Here is a 17942-nt window from a genome sequence, read left to right as displayed (position 1 = left end):
ACGGCGAGTCACTTTTTGTCAGACGCGACAAAAAGTAACCAAAAAACGCTGCGCTCCGATCATCCGGCCCCTGCGCTTCGCTCCGGGGTTCCCTCACTCCGGCCTCGCTCCCGGGAGGACCGCGCTGCAGGCCCCATCCTGGGGCCCAGCGCTTGACGGGTATCCATGCCCGTCACCTCCCTCCGCAAGGCCTGCGTTCGGCCTCCTGAAGTCGCGAAGAGCAAGATCAAGAGCAAGATCGAAAGCCGGCGACACGGCCGCAGCCAGAAATACTGTTTACTACTGGCTATGCAGCAGACCTGGGGTGCCGACCGGCGGATTGTAAGCACTGGAAGCAAATTTGCACCCGATTGCAGTTGCTCCACGCGACGTGGCGCCTTAGACTGCCGCCCCCTGTAAAAGAGTGCCGGTTGGCGCTTGAAAATTTCCGCTGCCGATGCCAAGGCGTCGGCGGCACCCGAATCGCCCCAATGCACATTTTTTCATAGAGAAATCGATGACCAAGGAACAGTTGCTGGCCATGTCGGCCGATGACTACATGAACGCTGACCAGCTGGCTTTCTTCACTGGCCTGCTGCAGTCGATGAAAGTCGAAACCCATGAACGCATCGAGCTCAGCCGTGCCACCATCGAAGGCCTGGACACTCCTTCGGACCCCGCCGATGTGGCTTCGGTCGAAGAAGAGCGTAGCTGGCTGGTCAATGCCATCGACCGCGACCAGCGCTTGTTGCCCCAGCTGGAAATGGCCCTGGATCGTATCTCCGACGAGAGCTTCGGCTGGTGCGATGACAGCGGTGAGCCCATTGGCCTGAAGCGCCTGCTGATCAGCCCGACCACCAAGTACTGCATCGAAGCCCAGGAGCGCCACGAGCAGCTCGACCGTCACCAGCGCCAGGTATAACCCCGCGCGCGGTGCCAGGCCCCACGGAGCGATCCCTGGGGCTTTTCGCGTTTCTTGCAGGTACCGGTTTTGTTGCCCAGCGCGTAACACTGCTGTACCGCGAAGCGCTGTTTTCTCCAGGCGGGCAGGCGTATTATGGCTTTATCGTTAGGGTGCTAACTAAATGCCGGAGGGCAGGATGAATAGCCGGGTCGATGTAGCCGTGATGATAGGTTCGGGTGTGCCAGCCACCTTGCAGGCGCTGGGCAAACGCATCTGCTGGGTGGTGCTGGTCAATGGCGAGCGCCGGGGCACCGCCTTCGCTACGCGTGAAGAGGCAATAGAGTGTCAGGCTGCCTGGCAGCAGCAACTTGAGAAAGGCCTGGCTGCCTGAAATTGTTTATTGCCTCTCGACGGGTTTCGGTGTTTTCGGGCATATTTGTCCCACAGTAATGCGCACATGGATGCCAGGGCTTGTCTTCTTGCAGGCTCACCCCCATGGTTGCGCTTTCTGGTGAGTGGTCTCAGGCATCACGCTTCCCAAACCGGGAATGAGCCAAACGCCTTCGGTTGAGGGCGAATCTGGCAAACCAGAGTAAAGATTCCTGCACGCTGCATCGTCAGCGGGCACAGACATTTCGCATATCGCTTTATTACTCTTTTCGCCTATCGATAAGAAATGGCCGTGCCTCCCCGAGCTTGGGGGAGGGCGGGTTGTAACCGGTTGAGGATTACTTCATTGGCAGTCAGCACACTTGATACCCATGCGTTGTTCGCCTTGGGCGACTTGCGCGGTAAATTGGCCCAGCTGTTCCAGGGTCGTTTTATCTACGTTACCGAACAAACTCCTGAAGGCCTTTACATGGCCGAGATCGACACCGAAAACGCATTGGTGGTCGATGACAAGCAGCGCCTTGAACTGAAAGTCGGCGACCACTTCCGCGCTGCCGTGTTGCCCAGCCGCGAAGGTGGCAAGCTGGAAATGCGCTTTCGCGATATCAAACTGAATGTGTATGGCGTGGGCGATTATGCCTTCGTCTCGGTACCTCAAGGCGAGGGCATCGTGTTGCGCGAGGGGCACGGCGTAATGCTGGTTTTCGCCGCGCAACAGCAGGTGCAGGAAGGCCTGGGCAAATTGCTCAAGGCGGTGACCGGCAAGGTTGCCAAATGGCGCAAAGGCGAGCTGACCACCTTCAAGGCCAGTGAATGACCGACAGCGATAGTGCACCTGCCTCGCGTGTCGAATTTCATCGGCTGCATCAGGCGGATGCTGTGGCTGAGGCCGAACGTTTGCTGGGCAGGCGTGGGGAGCTGCAAGGGGCATGGTTGAACTGGGTCGCGGGTGAGCTGTACCAACTCGGCCCGCCCCCTTATGTCGCCATGGTGCGGCGGGAGCTGCAGCGCCTCAGCCAAGGCTGAGACGGCGGCCCTTCAGTTGCCCCGATCGCGGCCGCTGCTGACTTCTTCAGGCACTGGCTCTTTTGACATGCGCTTGCGAAACAACGCCGCCCGGGCCAGCAGCAGCGTGGTGACCGGCACGGTGATCGACAGCAGAATGGGAATTAGCCAGGCGTGCAGGACCGGGGCTTCCTTGAGCCACGAGAAGTAGATGATCGAAGCCAGCGCTACACACCAGGCGCCAATGGTCGAAGCCAGCGCCGGTGGGTGCATGCGCTGGAAGTAATCCTTCAGGCGCACCAGGCCTATTGCTCCGACCAGCGCGAACAGGCTGCCGGCCAGCAGCAGCGCGGCGGTGACCACTTCCAGCCAGAAGGGCAGTACCAGGGTTTCGGTCATTCGATTACCTCACCGCGCAGCAGAAACTTCGCCAGGGCAAACGAACCGACGAAGCCGAACAGCGCAATCAGCAGGGCACCTTCGAAGTAGGTGTCACTGGCATAACGGATTCCCAGCACCAGCATGGTCAGCATGGCCAGGATGTAAAGGTAGTCCAGCGCCAGCACCCGGTCCTGGGCGGACGGGCCACGGAACAGCCGGACCAGCGCCAGGCCCATGGCCAAGGTGAAGATGAACAGGCTGGCGAGGACAGCGTTGGCGAGCAGGCCTGTCATTGGAATATCTCCATCAGCGGGCGTTCGTAGGTGTCCTTGAAGTGCTGGATAAAGGCAGCCTCATCCTCCAGGTCGAACACGTGCAGCAGCAATACGCTGCGGTCCAGCGCCAGCTCGGACCAGACCGTGCCGGGCACTACAGTGGTGATCATCGACAGTGCCGCGAGCCCATGCGCGTCGTGCAGGGCCAGCGGAATATGCACGAACGCCGAGCGTGGTGGTTGCTTGCCGGCACGCAGTACGCCACGGGCCACCAGCAAATTGGACATGATCACATCCATGCCTACCCGGCCAATCAGCCGGGCGATGACGATTGGCCGACGCACGTGGGCATGCTGTGGGCGCAGCGGCGCCATCAGCAGTGGCGCCAGCACGCCGAGTACGGCACCTAGCAGCAGGTTGCCAGGGCTGACCGATAGATTCAGCAGCAGCCACAGGCCGAATAGCGAAACCGAGAGCAGCGGGGCGGGGAACAGTCGGTTCATGGCTGCACCTGTACGTCGAGCGAGGTGGGCCCAGAAATCGGCCGTGCGGCCATCACGGCTTCGATATAGGCATCGGGGGCCTGCAGGCTGGCAGCGGTGTCCTGGGTGTAGCGCAGCAACGGCTCGGCCTTGAGGCTGAGGATGATGCACAGGCCTAGCAGGATGACGATGGGCAGGCACTCATAGCGGCGTAGCACTGGCGACGGGCGCTCTTCGGGTTTCCAGAAGCGCTGGATACCGACCCTGCCGAAGGCGATGAGCGAGGCCATGCCGGACAGGATCAGCAGCGCCACCAGGCCCCAGCCCGCCGCACTCAGCGGCTGCTCGGCCGGCACGCCCAGGCCTTGCGGGTTGAACAGTGCGCTGATCAGGTTGAGCTTGCCGACGAAGCCTGACAACGGCGGCATACCTATGATCAGCAAGGCGCAGGCGATGAAGCTGAGGCCGAGGAACGCCATGGTCCAGGGGATGATCTGGCCAATCACCACCTTCTGCTCGTCGTCGAGGTTGATACCTTTGGGCGGGTGTAACGACTCCAGCGGTGGCGGCATGGCGTCTTCTTCTTCGTCCAGCGGCACTTCGTTGGCCGAGCGCGAGCGTTCGACCAGTTCGGCAAGCAGGAACAGCGCGCACAGCGCCAGGGTCGAGTTGACCAGGTAGAACAGCGCCGCACCAGTCAGCGCCGACTGGGCAAAACCGACGGCGCCGAGCAGGGTGCCGGCCGAAACCAGGATGCTGAGCGCTGCCATGCGCTCCAGGCGCTGTGCGGCCAGGATCGACACTGCAGCCACCGCCAGGGTGACCAGGCCACCGTACACCAGCCACTCGCCACCGAAATGCGCCGATGCGCCGGCCTGCCCGGAGAACAGCAACGTCCACAGGCGCAGGAGGGCGTAAAGGCCGACCTTGGTCATGATGGCGAACAACGCGGCTACCGGCGCGCTGGCTGAGGCGTAGGCCGGCACCAGCCAGAAGTTCAGCGGCCAGATGCCGGCCTTGACCAGGAAGGCCATGGCCAGGATCGCCGCGCCGGCATGCAGCAGGCCGCGGTCCGCCTCCGGTACCAGTGGAATCTTCAGCGCCAGGTCGGCCATGTTCAGGGTGCCGGTTACCCCATACAGCATCGCTGCGCCGATCAGGAACAGCGACGAAGCGAACAGGTTGATGGCAATGTAGTGCAGGCCGGCTCGTACCCGCGCACGCCCCGAGCCATGTAGCAGCAAGCCATAGGAGGCTGCCAGCAGCACCTCGAAGAACACGAACAGGTTGAACAGGTCGGCGGTGAGAAAGGCGCCGTAAAGCCCCATCAGCTGAATCTGAAACAACGCATGGAAACTGGCCCCGGCACCGTCCCAGCGGGCGCGGGCAAACAGCAGGGCGCTGAAGCCGATGACACCGGTGAGGGTCAATAACAATGCCGACAGGTGGTCCACCACCAGGACGATACCGAACGGTGCTGGCCAGTTGCCCGGCAGGTAGACGCCGATCGATTCCGCCTGGCCCTGGGTGCGCACCCACAGCAGCAGGCTGACGGCAATGGCCAGGCCGGCGAAGGTCGACAGCAGGTTGAGCCGGGCCTTGATACGCCGATGTTTCTCGCCCAGCAGCAACATTACCGCTGCCGTCACCAGTGGCAGGAGAATGGGCGCGACGATCAGTTGGCTCATGCCATTCATTCGTCACGCTCCCGGCCATCCACGTGGTCGGTACCGGTCAGGCCGCGCGAGGCCAGCAACACCACCAGAAACAGCGCCGTCATGGCGAAGCTGATGACGATGGCCGTAAGCACGAGGGCCTGAGGCAACGGGTCGGTGTAGTGCAGCAGGTCTTGGGTGACGCCCTCCTTGATGATGGGCTCCTTGCCGATGAACAGGCTGCCCATGCTGAAGATGAACAGGTTTACGCCGTACGACAGCAGGCACAGGCCCATGATTACCTGGTAGGTCCGCGGGCGCAGAATCAGCCACACCCCCGAGGCGGCCAGCACGCCGATGGCGACTGCAATGACTTCTTCCATCAGGCGGCTCCTGCTTGGCTGGTTTTCGATGAATTGCCCGGGCGGTAGGCGCGCACCGACTGGTGCGCCAGGGCAGTGAGGATCAGCAGGGTCGAGCCGACCACCACGGTGTACACGCCAACATCGAAGAACAGCGCGCTGGCCACGTGCACATCACCGAGCAAAGGCAGGTGCAGGTGGGCGGTATGGGTGGTCAGGAACGGGTAGCCCAGCAGCATGGCGCCGATTCCGGTCAGGGTGGCGCACAGCAACCCGGTGCCCATCCAGCGCAGTGGGCGCAGGCTCATCTGCGCCTCCACCCACTGGGTGCCCGCCACCATGTATTGCAGGATGAACGCCACCGACATCACCAGGCCGGCGACGAAGCCGCCGCCTGGCTGATTGTGGCCGCGCATGAACAGGTACATGGACACCAGCAGGGCGATTGGCAACAGCAGGCGCACCAGCACCGCAGGCACCATCATGAAGCCCAGGGCGGTGTCGGTGGCATGCCGCGGGTTGATCAGGTCGGTGACCACGTCACGCGCCAGCTGGCGTTGTTGCGCAGGCAACTGCATGCTCTCTTTGGGCGGGCGGAAGCGCCGCAGCAGGGCGAACACGGTCAGCGCCACGGCCACCAGCACAGTGATTTCACCGAGGGTATCGAAGCCGCGGAAGTCGACCAGCATGACATTGACCACATTGGTGCCGCCGCCTTGGGGCAGTGCACGGCTCAGGTAGAACGAGGAAATGTCGTTGGGGGTCGGCCGGGTCAGCATGGCGTAGGACAGCAAGGCCATCCCGCCACCCACCAGCACCGCCAGCAGCAGGTCGCGCAGGCGGCGCATGCGCGCACGCTCCAGGCTACCCGGTAGCGGCGATACGCCTTCGATACGCCGGGGCAACCAACGCAGGCCAAGCAGGATCAGCACGGTGGTGACCACTTCGACCACCAGCTGGGTCAGGGCCAGGTCGGGCGCAGAGAACCAGACAAAGGTGATGCAGGTCATCAGGCCGCAGACACTGACCATGATCAGTGCTGCCAGGCGGTGGTACTTGGCCTGGTACGCGGCGCCGATGGCACAGGCGATGGCGATCAGCCACAGCGCGACGAACACGCCGGAACCCGGGATCTTAGGCCGGTCGCCCCAGCTGAGCCCGCTGTAGAGCATGGGCGTGAGGCCGGCGAGGAAGGCCGCGAGCACCAGCATGAACAGCTGCGACTGAAGGCGGCGGGTGGTGAACAGGCGTTCGATGCGCCGCGCCAGCAGCATCAGGTGAACCTGCCCGTGCTCGAACAGGCGCTTGCCATTGAAACGTTCGATCAACGGTGGGTAGGGGAAGCGGCCCAGGCGCAGTTGCTTGCGCAGCAGCAGGTACAGCACGATGCCGCCGCTCATGGCCACCAGGCTCATGATCAGTGGCGCATTCCAGCCATGCCAGATCGCCAGGCTGTACTCCGGCAAAGTACCGCCTACTACCGGGAGGGCTGCGGCGGCCAGCAGCGGGCCGACCGACTGGGCGGGGAAGATGCCCACCACCAGACAGGTGAGTACCAGCAGCTCGACCGGAGCACGCATCCAGCGTGGCGGCTCGTGCGGGGTGTGGGGCAGGTCCTGGGCGGTGGGACCGAAGAACACATCCACGGTAAAGCGCAGGGCGTAGGCCACGCTGAAGGTACCGGCCAGGGTGGCGATCACCGGCAACGTTGCTTCGACCCAGGCAGTGGAACTGATAAACACCGTTTCGGCGAAGAACATTTCCTTGGACAGGAAGCCGTTCATCAGCGGCACGCCGGCCATCGAGGCGCTGGCCACCATGGCCAGGGTGGCAGTGTATGGCACCAGGCGGATCAGGCCGCTGAGGCGGCGGATGTCGCGGGTTCCACTTTCGTGGTCGATGATGCCGGCGGCCATGAACAACGAGGCCTTGAAGGTGGCGTGGTTGAGAATGTGGAACACGGCGGCGACCGCGGCCAGTGGGCTGTTCAGGCCCAGCAGGAGGGTAATCAGACCCAGGTGGCTGATGGTCGAATAGGCCAGCAGCCCCTTGAGGTCGTTCTGGAACATGGCGGCGAAAGCGCCGAGCAGCAGGGTGAGGGCGCCGGCACCGCCGACGATCCAGAACCACTCTTCGCTGCCTGACAGCACCGGCCAGAACCGCGCTAGCAGGAACACCCCGGCCTTGACCATGGTGGCAGAGTGCAAATAGGCCGATACCGGAGTGGGTGCTGCCATGGCATGGGGCAGCCAGAAATGGAAGGGGAACTGTGCGCTTTTGCTCAGCGCGCCAATGAGGATCAGGGGCAGCAGCACCGGATAAAGCGCATGCTGGCGGATGGTGTCGCCGGCAGCCAGGACCTTGTCCAGGTCATAGCTGCCGACCACATGGCCGAGCAGCAGGGCACCCACCAGCAGGCACAAGCCACCCGCGCCGGTCACCATGAGCGCCATGTAGGCGCCGCGGCGGGCGTCAGCGCGGTGGTGCCAGTAACCGATAAGAAGAAATGAGAACAGGCTGGTCAGTTCCCAGAAGAACACCAGCTGAATCAGGTTACCGGAGATTACCAGGCCGAGCATGGCGCCCATGAAGGCCAGGAAGAAGGCGAAGAAACGCGGCACCGGGTCCTGTGGCGACATGTAGTAGCGCGCATACAGCGACACCAGTGTGCCGATGCCCAGCACCAGCAGCGAGAACAGCCAGGCAAAGCCGTCCATGCGCAGTACCAGGTTCAACCCCAGGCTGGGCAGCCAGAGGAATTCTTCGCGAATCACGCCCCCGTGGGCAATTTGAGGGTACAGCAGTGCTACCTGGACGGTGCCGACCAAGGCCACGAGCCCGGCGAGAATGGACTCGGCGTTACGTGCGTTGTGCGGCAGCACGGCTGCCAGGCAACTGCCCACGAACGGCAGAAGCAATAGCACTATCAATGACATAGGGGCCTATTCTGGAGAAGTTTGCAAAGATCATACGTGCCGGGGAAGTGATCACCAACACGCAAGCTGTCGCAGAATCCTACAAACAGGCTGTGACAAGCTGTTTTTTTATAACAGTTTTTTACAAAGCATAGTCGCTGTTGTCATCTTTACAGGCCGGTCTGGCGCTCGCCTTCACTCTGGACGTCGTGTGCTTCGACGGTTTCGCGGGGGCGGCGTACCTTGAGTTCGCTGACCACCACCGCGATCACGATCAGCAGGCCACCGAGCAGCGCCACGCCCGGCAGGCGTTCGCCGGCGATGCGCCCGACGATCCCGGCCCACACCGGTTCACCGGCATAAATGAGGGTGGCGCGGGTGGGCGAGACCGACTTCTGCGCCCAGTTCATGGCCACCTGGATCACCGCGCTCATGGCACCCAGGCCTATTGCGCTGGCCAGCAGCAGCCAGGAGAAGTCGGGGATGCGTTCCTGGGTCGGTACGATCATCAGGAACGCCAGCAGCGAAGCGGTCGCCAGTTGCACGACGGTGACCCGGCGCACATCGACCTGGCCGGCGTAACGGCTGATCAGGATGATTTCGGCAGCGATGGCGACGGCGCTGACCAGGGTAACCACCTCGCCCTCGCTGAAGTGCAGGCTGCCGCCTTCCGGGCCGGCCAGCAGCATCAGGCCGATGAACGCCAGGCAAATGCCGATGCTGGGCATCAGGCCAGGCCGGCGGCCCAGCACCAGCCACTGCAACAGCGGCACGAACGGCACGTACAACGCAGTGATGAACGCCGACTGGCTGCTGCTGATGGTCTGAAGACCCATGGTTTGCAGGCCGTAGCCGAGCATGATCGACACGCCTATCAGCAGGCCGGCCTTGAGCTCGGTGAAGGTCAGCCCGGGCAACGCCCGCGCCGAAACCACGCCCACGAACAGCGCTGCCGCAGCGAAGCGCAGGCCGACGAAGAACATCGGGCCGCTGACGGTCATTACGTTATGCACCAGCAGGAAGGTGCCGCCCCACAACATGGTGATGAACACCAGCACCAGTTCTGCCTTGCTCAGGCGGAAGGTAACGGCGGGGGTGGGTGTGTTGCGGGCCTGGCTCATGGTCTTGCGCACTCGGAGGGGGCGGCGCACAATCGCCGCAAAGTGGGCAGTATACTGCGCAATCTTGACCAGTGAGCAATATAGTGCACAAAGATACTTCGCATCGGGCATCGGTGCTGCAGCATGTGAGCCTCAACGTACGCAGCCTGCGCAACGCTGGCGGGTTGAGCCAGACGGCGTTGGCCGAGCGCTCAGGCGTCAGCCGGCGCATGCTGGTGGCGATCGAGGCAGGCGAGAAGAACGTCAGCCTGACTACCCTCGACCTGATCGCCGAAGCCTTGGGGGTGGCGTTCAGCACCCTGATTCAGGCGCCTGACCAGCGCGACCCCGGCCGCATCGAGGAATTGGCCTGGGCCGGGGTATACCCGCAGAGCCGGGCAGTGCTGCTGGGTAGCAGTGCGGCACGGCGTGAGGTGGAGCTTTGGGAGTGGACCCTTGCACCGGGCGAGTGCTATTCCAGCGAGGCTGATGCCGAAGGCTGGAGCGAGCAGATCTATGTGGCTGAAGGGCAACTGACGCTGATTATCGAAGGGATCGAGCATTGCCTGCAGGTGGGGCAGTTTCATGTGTTTCCCAGCAATTGCCGGTACGCCTACCGTAATGATGCTGGGGTTGCGGTGAGATTTGTGCGCAATGTGGTGATTTGAGTCGCTGCAGGCATCGGGCAAGCCTGATGCCTGCAGCGATACCTGTAGCCGATTGCCCAGCCCGCTCCCTGAAGAGCGTTAACCCGATCAGTTTTTCAGTAGCTCATCCGTCTTCACCACCGAGGCATAGGCAAACGCCAAGGCCGCCATAGCCGAATCATGCACCTGCGCAGCCGGCACCTGCTTGCCATTGAACTCCAGTGGCAGGGTAGCGCAAGCATCATGCGCCACGGTCACCGTGTAGCCCAGGTCAGCTGCAGCGCGGGTAGCGGCGTCAATGCACATGTGGCTCATGCTGCCAACGATGGTCAGGGCTTCGACGCCATGCCGGTCCAGCGTGAGCTCAAGGTCGGTACCGAGGAAGGCGTTGACCTTGTGTTTGAGCACCACCGGTTCACCTGTTACCGGCTCGACCTTGCTGTGAATGGCCGCACCCAGCGAGCCGGGCGCGAAGAATGGTGCATCGACGCTGTCGAATTCATGCCGCACATGTACCACCAGCTCGCCGCGCTGGCGCGCCGCCGCCAGCAGCCGGGCGGCGTTGTCGGCCGCCTGGTCGGCGCCCACGAGGGGCCACTTGCCGCCCGGGAAGTAGTCGTTCTGGATGTCGATGATGATCAGCGCCTGCTTGCTCATGCTGCCTCCTGTGGCAGTAGTCGTCGGGAGACGTTAGTTATAGGCTGTGTGCACTGACCTGAGGATTGGCGCGAACGACACTATGCAGGCAAAAACTGACACCCTCGCCAGCCTGGACATCGGCCTGCTGCTGTACCCCGGCGTGCAGCGCGCCGCTGTGCATGGCCTGGCTGACCTGTTCCTGGTGGCCAACCGGGTTGTGGCGGAGCTGGGGGCCGTCGAACTGCCGCACATTCGTGTCAGCTTCTGGCAGGCAGATGAGGCGGGGCAGTTGCTGCCTGCCCCGGATAGCCCGGCGGTCGCCGCGCCGGGCCTGCGTGTACTGGTCATTCCGCCGAGCCTGGAGTCGGCTCCACAAGCCGAGCTGCTCGAACGTCACCGTGCGTCGCTGTGCCAGCTGCACGGGCACGGTACGGTACTGGCGTCGGTGTGTATCGGTGTGTTCTTCATTGCCGCCAGCGGCCTGCTCGACGGTCGCCCGGCCTGCACGCACTGGAACTACGTGCAGGCGCTAGCCCAGCGCTTCCCCAAGGTGCGAGTAGAGTCTCAGCAGCCATTGCTGGATGACGGTGATATCGTGACCTCGGCCGGGCTTATGGCCTGGACTGACCTGGGCTTGCGCTTGCTGGAGCGTTTTTTGGGGCCTACGGTGGCACGGGAGACTGCCCGCTATCTCGCCGTCGACCCGGTCGCGGCACCGCTACCTGGGGCTGTGTTCAATCCGCGTCTGGACCACGGTGACGAGGCGGTGCTGAAAGTGCAGCACTGGTTGCGGGGCAGTGGCGGGCAGGAAGCCGACCTCGCCGCCATGGCTGCGTGTGCAGGGCTGGAAGCCCGCACCTTTCTGCGGCGCTTTCGTGCCGCTACCGGGTTGCGACCGACCGAGTATTGTCAGCAGGTGAGGGTGGGGCGGGCGTGCCGTTTGCTGGAATTCACCCGGCGCAACGTCGAACAGATCGCCTGGGGTGTCGGTTACCAGGACCCGGGCGCGTTTCGCAAGGTGTTCCAGCGCATCACTGGCCTGACCCCGAGTGACTATCGGCGGCGTTTTGCGGTATTAGGCCAGGGGCAGGCAGAAACCACTTGACCTTGACTTCACTTGAGGTTTTACCCTGCTCGGCATCGCGAAGCATGCGTCCGTAACCAGGAGAACGTCGATGTCGGCAAGCCCTCATGCCCTGTGGTTCACCCAAATGATCGAATATGAAGTGCCCAGCATGTGCCAGCAAGCGCTGGCCCTGGCGTTGGTGGCGCGCAGCGAAGCGCTGGCCACGCGCTGTGAAGGGCTGCAGGGTGTCAGCATCCAGGCCAGTGACGATGGCAGCCGGGTGCTCCAGTACCTGCAGTGGCAGTCACGCCAAGCCTGGGTAGCGGCAGCCGAGTACTTCGTCGAGGAACCCTTCCTTGAACTGCTGGGTCAGCATCAGGCGCGTGGCGTAAACTTTGCCGCCTACCAGGCCTTGCGCAGCCTGGTGCGCGGCGCCGATGGTGGTCTGCAGTGCGAGGTGGGGTGAGCCTCAGGCATACCAGGGGGCATAGTGCGGGTAGCGGTCCAGGCGGGCACCGATCACCATTTCGCTGATCCACGCTGCCAGGATCGAGCTGTAGGCCTTCTGGCTCGCTTCGCTGGACAGCGCGTGGTCGGCACCGTCGACGATGCGATGGGTGAGCGAGTGGGCGCCGACGAATGCCGAACGGTAGCTCATCAATGTGCTGTGCGGCACATAGTCGTCCTGCTCGGACTCCACCAGCAACACATCCCCGCCGAATTCGGCGCACGCCGCCAGTGCGCGATTGTCTGCCGGGCCCAGCGATCGCTGGCGGTAGGCATTCAGGCGTTGGCGGTCGAGGGTTTGCTTGGGGGTGTTCCATTCGTCGTCCCAATACATGGCGGGTACGCGCAGGGCCAGCCATCTGACTGGCCGCTCGCGGGTCAGCAAGGTTGCCAGGTAGCCACCATAGCTGCTGCCGATGATGGCGATGGCACTGCTGTCTACGGCTGGATGGCTGACCAGCCGGTCGTAGGCCACCAGCAGGTCCTGCAGGTTCTGTTCACGGGTGACCGTCAGGCGTTGGCTTTCGGTCTTTTCATGGCCGCGCAGGTCGAAGGTCATGCACACGCAGCCCAGCCCGGTGATGTGTCGGGCACGGGCCAGATCACGCTGCTGGCTGCCGCCCCAACCGTGCACGAAGAGGATGCCTGGCATCTTGCTGCCAGGGCTGACCAGCGTGCCGACAATGCTGTCGTTGTCGACTTGCAGTTCAACGGTTTCACTCTGAACGGCCATGTTCGCGAATCCGTGCAAATTTGCTGAGTTGTCCGAGTTCACTGTCGTTTCCTTGGTAGAAGAGGGTGGCGTCAGCGGGCAGGTCGGGCGTACCGAATACTTCGTGCGTGGAGGCTCGCACCCGCTGCAATGCCGGATCATCGGCAAAAGCCTGCAGGGCCAGCAGCTCGGCACTGCTCGCACCGCCCAGGCGCCAGGATTGTTCGAGCACGCCGCTACGCAGGTGGCCCTGAGGGTTCAGGCCGCGAGCGATGTCGTAGTTGCGCCGCGAGGCGATGAAGCCAGGGAAGTGCTGCTCGGCAGCCTGTTCGTAGGCCATGGCCTGGTTGATGGCCAGGCGCAGGTGGTCTTCCAGCGGCAGTTGCAGCAGCGCCTGATAGTCACCACGTACCACTACCAGGTCAGAACCGCCATACACCTCGGTGCCCTGATGATCGTGGGTCAGTTGCTGGGTGCCGTGATAGCTGCAGGTCAGGCCGGCGACACGCACCTGGCCAACGCTGAAGGTTTGCACGTCGCTCAGATCTTCTTCGAGTACCAGCCCCCACAGTGCCAGGTCCTGGTCATCCATGGCGGCCAGCAGTGGCTCTAGCGCGCTCGCCGTTGAGATGACCTGCTGCCCTCGGCCTGCGCAGGCCAGCACGGGCTTGACCCTCAGGGGGCCGTCGAGCAATAACAACTGAGCGGCGGTGCGCGCATCGGCTTTGCTGAAAACGGTATAGCCGCGCAGCAAAGCGTCGCTTGCCTGTCGGGCGAAGTCATCGGTCCAGCCTGGCGGAAAGCTGGCTCCGGCCGGCAACGGGTGGGAGATTGCCTTGGTCGCCATGTAAGGGTGTGCGGCCAGGCCGCCGAACAGGTCCTGCTCGCTGCGGATGCCCATGGCGGCATGGCGTTTTGGCTCGATCAGGGTTTCGGTAGGCAAGTAATAATAGCTGTCAGCGGCGGTTGTTGAATGGGGGGGGTGTATGTGCGGGCAGCCGAGCAGGCCTGCCAGGCCATCGGCGAGCTTGAGGTGCACGGCATGCTCATGTTCTGGCGTATGTTCGCGGGTGTCGAGCAACACCACGCCGGTTTTCCGGTCGCAGGCACTGGGCATGGTCATTTGCCTGTGTGCAATGAATGTACTGTGTCTGAAGCCGGTGTTTTGGGGAAGTTCAGCGGGACTTGATCGGTGGTCCTGTCCGTTTGTAGGAAGCGTCCTGTTGGCACAGGGCGTGGCGGGCAATGCATGCCGTGTCTTGGTCGCCGCGATTGCAGCGCTCTGGCGGCTGTTCCATTATCGGGTACTGGATTAACCGTGATGTAGCCGCAGGAGAGCGCATGAACGTTCAGACCACCCTTGAGCAAAGCGTGCCAGAGCGACTGGCGCACGTGCGCCAGGCCATGGCCGCAGGGGGCATCGATGCCTTGCTGGTACCCTCGGCCGACCCCCACCTTTCCGAATACCTGCCCGGTTACTGGCAGGGGCGCCAGTGGCTTTCGGGTTTTCACGGCTCGGTCGGCACGCTGGTAGTCACGCCCGCCTTTGCAGGGTTGTGGGTCGATAGCCGGTACTGGGAGCAAGCGGATCACGAGCTGGCTGGTAGCGGTATCGAACTGATGAAGCTGCTGCCCGGCAAGCCTGGGGCGCTGGAGTGGCTGGGCGATAATGTCGAGCCCGATGGCAACGTCGCGGTGGATGGGGCCGTCATGGCGCTGGCGTCGGCGCGCCAGCTGGGTGAGCGGCTCAAGGCCCGTGGGGCAAGGCTGGTGACCGACCAGGACCTGCTAGCCCAGGTCTGGGAAGGGCGCCCAGCGCTGCCCGCCAACCCGGTGTACCAGCACTTGCCGCCGCACGCCACGGTAAGCCGGGCGGAAAAGCTCGCGCAATTGCGCCAGGGCCTCCAGGCCAAAGGGGCCGACTGGCACTTTATTGCAACCCTGGATGACATCGCCTGGCTGTTCAACCTGCGTGGCAGTGATGTTTCGTACAACCCGGTTTTCCTGGCTTTTGCCTTGATCAGTCAGCAGCAGGCCATTCTGTTCGTGGGCCAGGACAAGGTGGACGCGCATTTGCGTCAGGTGCTGGCGGTGGACGGCATCGAGGTGCGCGACTATAGCGAGGCAGGCAACGCCTTGGCCGCTGTTCCGGTGGGGGCGCGGTTGTTGGTGGACCCTGCCCGTGTCACCTGCGGCCTGCTGGGCAATCTGGCGGCAGAGGTGGTGCTGGTCGAGGGGCTCAACCCCACCAGCCTGAGCAAATCCTGCAAAGGTGACGATGACCTGGTGCATATCCGCCATGTCATGGAGCAGGACGGTGCGGCCTTGTGCGAGTTTTTCGCCTGGTTCGAGGCCAACCTTCGCCAGGAGGTCATTACCGAGCTGACAGTCGACGAGCAATTGAGTGCCGCACGTGCCCGGCGTCCGAACTTCGTGTCGCTGAGTTTTTCAACCATTGCCGCCTTCAATGGCAATGGCGCCATGCCACACTACCGTGCCACCGAGCAGTCGCATGCGGTCATTGAGGGGGATGGCTTGCTGCTGATCGACTCTGGCGGGCAATACCTGGGTGGCACCACCGACATCACCCGTATGGTGCCAGTCGGTAACCCCAGCCACGCACAGAAGCAGGACTGCACCCGGGTACTCAAGGGCATGATCGCCCTGTCACGTGCCACCTTCCCGCGAGGAATACTGTCGCCGTTGCTCGACGCCATTGCCCGGGCGCCAATCTGGGCTGACCAGGTCGATTATGGCCACGGTACCGGGCATGGTGTTGGCTACTTCATGAACGTGCACGAAGGGCCTCAAGTGATTGCCTACCAGGCGGCACCCACACCGCAGACGGCGATGCAGTTGGGCATGATCAGCTCCATCGAGCCGGGTACGTATCGCCCGGGGCAGTGGGGCGTGCGTATCGAGAACCTGGTGGTCAACCGCGAAGCAGGCAAGAGTGCCTTTGGTGACTTCCTGTGCTTCGAGACCTTGACGCTGTGCCCGATCGATACCCGCTGCCTGTTGCCCGAGCTGCTGGCCAAGGAAGAGGTGGAGTGGCTGAACGGCTACCACGCGAACGTGCGTGAACGCCTGGCACCGCTGCTCAAGGGTGATGCGCTGGCCTGGCTGCAGGTGCGTACCGAGCCCCTGTAAGGGCAAATGAAAAAGGGCAGCCTGTGAGCTGCCCTTTCTTCTACTTGCAGATGACGATCATGCTGCGGCTGGTGTACCCCGCCGGGTTGATGCCGAACAAGTAGTCACCGGCCTCTTCATCGCTATCGCCCGAGCGTGCAACGACCCGGTAGCCGCGTGTGCTGCACGAGGTCGCGGCCTTGCTGTAGCAGTTGTCCCATGAAGAGGAAAGACCTGAGCAATTGATATGCAGGCCCTTCTTGCCCCTTTTGACCTCAGTCTTGGCTGTAGCGGCACATCCAGCAATAGCCAAGATGGCCAGGATAAGAAAAATACGTTTCATTCCTGTCCTTAAATGCAGGGCGGATCAGTTGTCTGGCCCTGTCGTTATCGCTTCGCTTCTTCCTGAAAATATCCCCAGCGTCCGTGTTTGGTCCAGTAGATAGCGTAAAGATGATGATTTTATGACAGCTTAATCAGCGAGGCGGGTGGCTACAATCACTAATCCTGTCTCAAATGAAAATATTTCTCATATCAATCTGCCGCAACAACCGGGGCGGGCTCCTTGCGCATGGACAGGGTAGTGCCAACCGAAGCGGCGATGATTGCTCCAATCGCCAGCCATTGGGTGAGCGTCAGCACCTCGCCGAGGAACAGCAGGCCGGACAGTGCGCCGAATGCAGGTTCAATGCTCATCAGGGTGCCGAACGTGCGCGCCGGGATGCGTGTGAGTGCAACCATTTCCAGGCTGTAGGGCAGGGCGGTGGACAGCACCGCAACGGCCAGGGCCACGGGGATCAACGCAGGTGTGAGCAGTGCGCTGCCGGCGTGTGCGATACCTATCGGCGCTACGAACAGGGCGGCTACCACCACCCCCAGGGCCGCACTCTGCATACCATGCTCGGCGCCGGCACGCTGCCCGAACAGGATATAGAGGGCCCAACATACGCCAGCACCCAAAGCATAAGCAGCCCCCACCGGGTCGAGTGCCTGGCCGCTGTGGCCAGCCGGCATCAACAGCAGCAGTCCGGCTATCGCCAAGGCGATCCACAGGAAGTCGATCGGTCGGCGCGAGGAGAAGATTGCCACCGCCAAAGGGCCGGTAAACTCCAAGGCCACGGCGATGCCGATCGGAACGGTTTGCAGTGCCATATAGAAGAGGAAGTTCATGCCACCCAGCGCCATGCCATAGATGACCACGTTGCGTAGGGTGGTGGCGGTCATGCGTACCCGCCACGGGCGCAATAGCAGCAGCATGATGATGCTGGCGAAAATCAGGCGCAGTGCAGTGGTGCCTTGTGCGCCGATGATGGGGAACATGCTTTTGGCCAGGGAGGCACCGGACTGGATCGATGCCATGGCAATAAGCAGCAGGCCGATCGGGAAGAGGGTGGCGGCCAGGCCGCGGGGTTGGGTGTTCATTTAGGTGCGGCGATCCTTGGGCGGTGTGTGGAGTGAGCAATATAGTGCGCAATTGGTGGGGCGCGTGATAGCCCTTAAGTGACTCCGCCAGTCATTTTTCAAATCATTGAAATTAAAGGTTGACCTTCTGCAGGACCGCCCTATAATGCGCACCATTCCAACGGGGCAGCGAAGTAGAACTAGCCACCCAGTTGAGTTAAGTGTTTGAAGCTAAACGCGTTTCTCGCAAAAAACTTCAAAATAAACGCTTGACAGGCTCTGAGGAAAGCGTAGAATGCGCGCCTCGGTTGAGACGAAAAGCTCTTAGCCAAACGCTCTTTAACAAATCGAATCAAGCAATTCGTGTGGGTGCTTGTGAGTATGGACTGATAG

General features: G+C 62.5%; 19 protein-coding genes and 1 pseudogene. 8 read left to right on the top strand and 12 right to left on the bottom strand.

All coding sequences use genetic code 11. The features are described from left to right. Positions 1-496 precede the first annotated feature (496 nt). From LU684_RS29695 to LU684_RS29680, 4 genes are all read left to right on the top strand, one after another. Entirely contained in the window at positions 497-901 is a 405-nt protein-coding gene (locus LU684_RS29695; protein WP_016485822.1) for a TraR/DksA family transcriptional regulator, read from the top strand. Between the two features lie 178 nt (positions 902-1079). After that, on the top strand, positions 1080-1274 hold the full coding sequence (locus LU684_RS29690) for a hypothetical protein (RefSeq protein ID WP_016485823.1): 195 nt from the start codon (positions 1080-1082) through the stop codon (positions 1272-1274). Between the two features lie 345 nt (positions 1275-1619). After that, on the top strand, positions 1620-2090 hold the full coding sequence (locus LU684_RS29685; protein WP_033732504.1) for a hypothetical protein: 471 nt from the start codon (positions 1620-1622) through the stop codon (positions 2088-2090). After that, positions 2087-2299, top strand: coding sequence for a hypothetical protein (locus tag LU684_RS29680; RefSeq protein ID WP_016485825.1), 213 nt, complete (start codon positions 2087-2089; stop codon positions 2297-2299). The genes LU684_RS29685 and LU684_RS29680 overlap by 4 nt, the downstream gene beginning before the upstream one ends. Positions 2300-2311: 12 nt before the next feature. Here LU684_RS29680 and LU684_RS29675 read toward each other — a convergent pair whose 3' ends face one another. The 7 genes from LU684_RS29675 to LU684_RS29645 all read right to left on the bottom strand — a co-directional run bounded on the left by LU684_RS29675 (position 2312) and on the right by LU684_RS29645 (position 9469). Next, positions 2312-2677, bottom strand: a complete 366-nt coding sequence (locus LU684_RS29675) for a Na+/H+ antiporter subunit G (RefSeq protein ID WP_016485826.1) — start codon at positions 2675-2677, stop codon at positions 2312-2314. Continuing rightward, positions 2674-2952 carry a K+/H+ antiporter subunit F gene (locus tag LU684_RS29670; protein WP_016485827.1) on the bottom strand — a complete coding sequence of 93 codons (279 nt, stop codon included), beginning with the start codon at positions 2950-2952 and terminating at the stop codon, positions 2674-2676. Before LU684_RS29670 ends, LU684_RS29675 begins: the two co-directional genes overlap by 4 nt. After that, a complete protein-coding gene (locus tag LU684_RS29665) occupies positions 2949-3437 on the bottom strand; it encodes a Na+/H+ antiporter subunit E (protein WP_023049015.1) in 489 nt (162 codons plus the stop codon). The genes LU684_RS29670 and LU684_RS29665 overlap by 4 nt, the downstream gene beginning before the upstream one ends. Further along, positions 3434-5113 carry a monovalent cation/H+ antiporter subunit D gene (locus tag LU684_RS29660; protein WP_096425849.1) on the bottom strand — a complete coding sequence of 560 codons (1680 nt, stop codon included), beginning with the start codon at positions 5111-5113 and terminating at the stop codon, positions 3434-3436. The genes LU684_RS29665 and LU684_RS29660 overlap by 4 nt, the downstream gene beginning before the upstream one ends. Next, positions 5110-5454: a Na+/H+ antiporter subunit C gene (locus LU684_RS29655; protein ID WP_012315281.1), complete on the bottom strand. Its 345-nt coding sequence runs from the start codon at positions 5452-5454 to the stop codon at positions 5110-5112. Before LU684_RS29655 ends, LU684_RS29660 begins: the two co-directional genes overlap by 4 nt. Continuing rightward, positions 5454-8369 (bottom strand): monovalent cation/H+ antiporter subunit A, encoded by a 2916-nt coding sequence (locus tag LU684_RS29650; RefSeq protein ID WP_016485830.1) that lies wholly within the window; start codon positions 8367-8369, stop codon positions 5454-5456. The genes LU684_RS29655 and LU684_RS29650 overlap by 1 nt, the downstream gene beginning before the upstream one ends. Before the next feature lie 149 nt (positions 8370-8518). Beyond that, positions 8519-9469 carry a DMT family transporter gene (locus tag LU684_RS29645; protein ID WP_016485831.1) on the bottom strand — a complete coding sequence of 317 codons (951 nt, stop codon included), beginning with the start codon at positions 9467-9469 and terminating at the stop codon, positions 8519-8521. A gap of 83 nt (positions 9470-9552) precedes the next feature. Between LU684_RS29645 and LU684_RS29640 the strand changes: the two genes are divergently transcribed. Further along, a complete protein-coding gene (locus LU684_RS29640) occupies positions 9553-10116 on the top strand; it encodes a helix-turn-helix domain-containing protein (RefSeq protein ID WP_016485832.1) in 564 nt (187 codons plus the stop codon). 87 nt (positions 10117-10203) lie between these two features. Here LU684_RS29640 and LU684_RS29635 read toward each other — a convergent pair whose 3' ends face one another. Beyond that, positions 10204-10752 carry a cysteine hydrolase family protein gene (locus LU684_RS29635; RefSeq protein WP_016485833.1) on the bottom strand — a complete coding sequence of 183 codons (549 nt, stop codon included), beginning with the start codon at positions 10750-10752 and terminating at the stop codon, positions 10204-10206. A gap of 82 nt (positions 10753-10834) precedes the next feature. On the opposite strand from LU684_RS29635, the gene LU684_RS29630 reads away from it, so the two are divergent. Continuing rightward, positions 10835-11839, top strand: coding sequence for a GlxA family transcriptional regulator (locus LU684_RS29630; protein ID WP_232895327.1), 1005 nt, complete (start codon positions 10835-10837; stop codon positions 11837-11839). A 70-nt stretch (positions 11840-11909) separates the two neighbouring features. Continuing rightward, positions 11910-12291, top strand: a pseudogene (locus LU684_RS29625) (antibiotic biosynthesis monooxygenase). Here LU684_RS29625 and LU684_RS29620 read toward each other — a convergent pair. Further along, positions 12270-13040 (bottom strand): alpha/beta hydrolase family protein, encoded by a 771-nt coding sequence (locus LU684_RS29620; protein WP_016485835.1) that lies wholly within the window; start codon positions 13038-13040, stop codon positions 12270-12272. The pseudogene LU684_RS29625 and the gene LU684_RS29620 overlap by 22 nt on opposite strands. After that, the gene (locus LU684_RS29615; RefSeq protein WP_232895326.1) at positions 13024-14142 is read right to left on the bottom strand and encodes a DUF3182 family protein; all 1119 of its coding nucleotides are present in this window, start codon (positions 14140-14142) and stop codon (positions 13024-13026) included. The genes LU684_RS29620 and LU684_RS29615 overlap by 17 nt, the downstream gene beginning before the upstream one ends. A gap of 218 nt (positions 14143-14360) precedes the next feature. Between LU684_RS29615 and LU684_RS29610 the strand changes: the two genes are divergently transcribed. Next, positions 14361-16169, top strand: coding sequence for an aminopeptidase P family protein (locus LU684_RS29610; RefSeq protein WP_016485837.1), 1809 nt, complete (start codon positions 14361-14363; stop codon positions 16167-16169). Between the two features lie 40 nt (positions 16170-16209). Here the strand turns inward: LU684_RS29610 and LU684_RS29605 are convergent, their stop codons facing one another. Beyond that, positions 16210-16491, bottom strand: a complete 282-nt coding sequence (locus LU684_RS29605) for a hypothetical protein (RefSeq protein WP_016485838.1) — start codon at positions 16489-16491, stop codon at positions 16210-16212. A 191-nt stretch (positions 16492-16682) separates the two neighbouring features. After that, a complete protein-coding gene (gene rhtA / locus LU684_RS29600; protein ID WP_016485839.1) occupies positions 16683-17570 on the bottom strand; it encodes a threonine/homoserine exporter RhtA in 888 nt (295 codons plus the stop codon). Positions 17571-17942: the final 372 nt, after the last annotated feature.

The organism is Pseudomonas sp. NMI542_15 (assembly GCF_021283425.1).
Classification (GTDB): Bacteria; Pseudomonadota; Gammaproteobacteria; order Pseudomonadales; family Pseudomonadaceae; genus Aquipseudomonas; species Aquipseudomonas fortuita.
The sequence above is the reverse complement of the archived record's forward strand: the minus strand, read 5'-3'. Positions and strand labels throughout refer to the sequence as shown.